The organism is Armatimonas sp., assembly GCF_964826245.1.
The window spans coordinates 1-4651 of record NZ_CBAYMC010000292.1; the positions used below are offsets into that span (position 1 = coordinate 1).

Here is a 4651-nt window from a genome sequence, read left to right on the forward strand (position 1 = left end):
CTCGGCTTCCAAAGGCAGTGCTCGACGAGAGCATTGTGGCATCGCACTCGCTGATCCCCGAGGCGCTGAAGCACGCATTTTCGACGTTTGGCGCTCTGATGAACCCCGAGCTGCCGCTCTCTAGGCGGGAGCACGAGCTGATCGCCGCCACGGTTTCGTCGCTGAATGCCTGCTTCTACTGAACGGAGTCTCACGCAGAGTTTCTGCGTGTCGAGACGCTGGATACAGAGCTTTCGGAGGCGATTAAGCGTGACTGGCGGAGTGCACCAGGACTCACGGAGCGAGAACGGGCAATGCTCACCTATACGGAGAAGCTGACACGTCATGCCTACCAAATCACCCCCGAGGACTTAGAGACGTTGCGGGCTGCCGGGCTGGACGATACGGGGATTCTCCAAGTGAATCTGATCGCCTCTTGGTTTAACTACATCAACCGAGTTGCCGATGGTCTGGGAATCGGTAAAGCCTAGACGTGCTACAATGAGCCTATGATGCGTTCCGTTCTGGCGCTACTGGCGCTGCTCATGGTGGGCATGGCTCACGCTCAGGCACCTGACTGGGAGAACCCAGCGGTGGTGGGGATTAACAAAGAAGCGCCCCGTGCCGAGATGGCGAGCTTCGATAGCGTAAAAGCAGCAGGAGCGGTGAGCCGTGAGTCCACGGCAGCGGCGACCTATGCCAAGCTGCTGAGTGGTAACTGGAAGTTTCACTGGGTGCCGAGGCCCGAGGATCGCCCGAAGAACTTCTTTCAGCCTGACTTTGACGACAAGAGCTGGGCTACGATTGCGGTGCCCTCATGCTGGGAGCTCAAGGGCTACGGCATCCCGATCTACACCAATATTACCTATCCCCACGCCAAGAACCCGCCGTTTATCGCCCACGACAACAACCCCGTTGGCTCGTATCGTACGGAGTTTACCGTGCCCGAGAACTGGGACAATCGTGAGGTTTTCGTGCGCTTTGGCGGGGTCTACAGTGCGTTCTATGTCTGGGTGAATGGCAAGAAAGTCGGCTACTCGGAGGACAGCAAAGACCCGGCGGAGTTCAATGTCACAAAGTACCTCAAGCCGGGAAAGAACCTACTGGCCGTCGAGGTCTATCGGTGGTGCGATGGGAGCTACTTAGAAGACCAGGACATGTTCCGCTACTCGGGGATCTTCCGCGATGTGTGGCTCCACTCGACTCCTAAAGTGCAGATTCGTGACTTTTTCTGTAAGCCCGAGCTCGACAGCAAGTACCAAGATGCGACTCTCAAGACCCGTGTCTGGATTCGAAATCTCTCGAAGGCACGCTCCGAGGGGCGCAAAGTCGAGGTCAGCCTCTATGACAAGACCGGCAAGCGCATCGGGCTGACTGAGGCACTCATTGATGGCTTCCCCAGTGGGCAAGAGCGCAGTGCTGAGGTCTCGCTCAAGGTGGGAAACCCGGCTAAGTGGACCGCGGAGACACCGAATCTCTACACCGTGGTGGTGGCACTCAAGGACGAAAACGGGGGCGTCCAAGAAGCCACCTCGACCCGGATCGGTTTTCGCAAGATCGAGTGGCAGGAGGGAGTCTTTAAGATCAATGGCCAGCCGGTTAAGATCAAGGGAGTCAACCGGCACGAGCACGATCCGGACACAGGCCGCACCCTCTCGCTCAAGAGCATGACCAAAGATATTCAGCTCATGAAGCGCTTCAATATCAACACGGTGCGCTGCGCACACTACCCCAATGACCCCCGCTGGTACGATCTCTGTGACCGCTATGGGCTCTATGTGATTGATGAAGCCAATATCGAGAGCCACGGCATGGGCTACGGGCGTGAGAGCTTGGGCCACGATGTGAAGTGGCAGAAAGCCCACCTAGACCGCACGGAGCGCATGCTTAAGACCCATAAAAACCACCCGAGTATCATCATGTGGTCACTGGGCAACGAGGCGGGGCCAGGCGTAAACTTTGCCGCTACTGCGAAGCTTGTCGAGAGACTAGATCCCTCGCGGCCTATCCACTACGAGCGGGATAACTCGGTGACCAGCGTGGATAGCGTCATGTATCCCACGGTGGACTACGTGATCAATGCAGGCAAACAAAATGCCAAAAAGCCATTTTTTGTCTGTGAGTACGCCCACGCGATGGGCAATGCTGTCGGCAATCTTGTCGAGTATGTGGCGGCCTTTGATAGCTCGCCGCGCAACATGGGCGGCTGCATCTGGGACTGGGTCGACCAGGGCCTGACAAAAAAAGCACCGGGTGGTGAGAGCTACTTTGCCTACGGTGGCGACTTCGACGACAAGCCAAACGATGGAAACTTCTGCTGCAATGGGCTCGTGACTCCGGATCGCAAAGTAACGCCAAAGCTCTATGAGGTCAAGAAGTGCTACCAGAACGTGGCCATTGCTCCCGAGGATCTTGCGGCGGGGCGGGTGCGTGTTACCAATAAGTTTAGCTTTACAGACCTGAAGCAGTACATTCCACACTATATCTTGGCAGAAGATGGCAAGCCCATCGCCAGTGGCGATCTGCCCCCGCTAAGCTGCCCTCCGGGTGAGACCGTGTCTCTGACGCTACCTCTGAAGCGCCCAAGCTTGCGACCTGGTGCGGAGTACTTTGTGACAGTCTCATTCCGGGTCAACAAGGCCACGGACTTTCTCGAAGAGGACTACGAGATCGCTTGGGAGCAGCTCAAGCTCCCCTGGCAGTCCAGGGCCGCGCCCTTTATCGCACTGTCACCTCTAGATCCCAAGGGCCAGTGGGTGATTGACCTCCAGAAATACGGCCCTGGGCGGGTTACGTTCACCCGGGTTGGTGCCAACTTTGAGTTTGTTTTTAACCGTGATACGGGAATTCTGGAGAGGCTGACGCAGAACAAAAAGCTCGTGCTGGCAGGACGCGGCCTCACACTCAATGCCTACCGCGCCTTGACCGACAACGATGGCTGGCTCCGTGGGGGATTTCAGGACGCGGGTCTGGCAAGTCTCACTCCCAGTGCAGACTCGTTTGTCTATAAGAACTCTGCCGATGGTGGCACGATGACAGTTACGATCAAGTCGAAGTGGATCGGAACAAAAGGCAATGGCTTTAGCCAGACCGCTCTTTACACCCTCCTTCGCAATGGCACGATCTTGGTGGACTGGAAAATTGATCCGATTGGCAGTCTTCCGTCGCTGCCGCGTCTTGGTGCGCGGTTTTCAACCCCCACGGGCTTTAGTAACTTCACTTGGCTGGGACATGGCCCCAGTGAGTCCTACCCTGACCGGAAGTCCGCCATGGATGTCGGGTTCTGGAGCGGAACTGTCAAAGACCAGTACGTTGCCTATGTGCGCCCCCAAGAAAATGGCAATAAAGAGAGCTGCCGCTGGTCCGCGCTCCTAGACAAGACAAAAATGGGCTTGTTAATCGTCGCGGAAGACGAGCCGCTGGCGATGTCGGCGAGCTACTTCTTGCCTGAGGATCTGGATAGCGCTCGCCACCGGCAGGGCCAGGAGAAAATCTACAAGAAACTCATCCCGCGAAGCGAGATCAACTTCTGTGTGGACTGGCTCCAGATGGGCCTTGGGGGGGCATCATGCGGCCCCGGTCCACTGGGCAAGTATCTCTGTAAGCTCGATAAGACCGCGCAGCTGCGCTTCTCTCTGCGGCCCTATTCACCCCCGATGGGCGATCTCTCGCTGGTCGCCCGCCGCCGCTTGCCTGTCACCGCCACTCCGATCATTGTCCGTGGCGATGATGGAATGGTGACAATCTCTCACAAGCTCCCTGAGGCAACCTTGCGCTACAGCCTCAACGGTGGCCCCGAGCAGGGCTATGAGCGTCCCTTCTTTGCCGCAGGAGAGACCACGATTGCCGCACGTGCCGTGGTGGTCGGTCTTCCTGCCAGCGAGCTGGTGAGTGTCACTCTGCCCGAGATCACCCCCGTGGCTCGCCTGAGCCGTGCTCGCTGGCGCGTGAGTGCCGATAGCACCGAGCCCAGCGAAGGAAGTCCCGCCAATGCCTTCGACAACGATCCCGATACTTTCTGGCACACCGAGTGGAGCCAGCGTGAGCCAGGGCCGCCACATGCACTGACGATCAACTTAGGCGATGAGGAAACTCTTACCGGCTTTGAGTATCTTCCGCGCCAGGGGCAGGAAAATGGCCGTATCGGGCGCTACAGCTTCGAAGTCAGCCAGGATGGCCAAAGCTGGCGCTCGGTGTCTTCGGGGAGCTTCCCCAACACGTCCAGTATCCAGCGTGTTCTCTTCAGCGCTCCCATCACTGCCCGCTATGCCCGCTTAGTCGCCCAGTCGGAAGTGAATGGTAAACAGTGGTCGTCGGTGGCGGAGCTGAATCTATTAACAGAGCCCTCACGGTAAACGTGGGGCAAATTTACCGACGGAGGAACGACGGAGGCGGCGCGAAGCGCTCCAAAGCCGGACGTTTACCGTCCTAGGAGAAATATGGCAATTTTAGAGAGTTTGTTTGGTTTAGAGGGAAAAGTGGCGCTGGTGACCGGCGCCAGTGGTGGCATTGGCTCGGCGATTGCAAAGGCCTATGCGGAGGCGGGGGCGACTGTGGTTCTCAACGGAACCCGCCGTGAGAAGCTCGAAGCACTGGCGGAGGAGATTGGCCTACCCGAGAAGACCGTGATCATGCCCGCCGATCTTTCTACTCCCGAAGCATGTAAGGGGCT

At 57.7% G+C, this 4651-nt stretch carries 3 protein-coding genes and 1 pseudogene; all 4 read left to right on the forward strand.

Annotated elements, in window-relative coordinates; translation table 11 throughout:
• A pseudogene (locus AC1XOS_RS19915) lies at nt 1-182 on the forward strand (hypothetical protein); the annotation flags it as partial.
• 111 nt (nt 183-293) lie between these two features.
• Nucleotides 294-470, forward strand: a complete 177-nt coding sequence (locus tag AC1XOS_RS19920; RefSeq protein ID WP_481963962.1) for a carboxymuconolactone decarboxylase family protein — start codon at nt 294-296, stop codon at nt 468-470.
• Nucleotides 471-488: 18 nt separating this feature from the next.
• Entirely contained in the window at nt 489-4334 is a 3846-nt protein-coding gene (gene lacZ, locus AC1XOS_RS19925) for a beta-galactosidase, LacZ type (RefSeq protein WP_481963963.1), read from the forward strand.
• 102 nt (nt 4335-4436) lie between these two features.
• The coding region (locus AC1XOS_RS19930; protein ID WP_481963964.1) for an SDR family NAD(P)-dependent oxidoreductase at nt 4437-4651 on the forward strand (215 nt) is incomplete at its 3' end.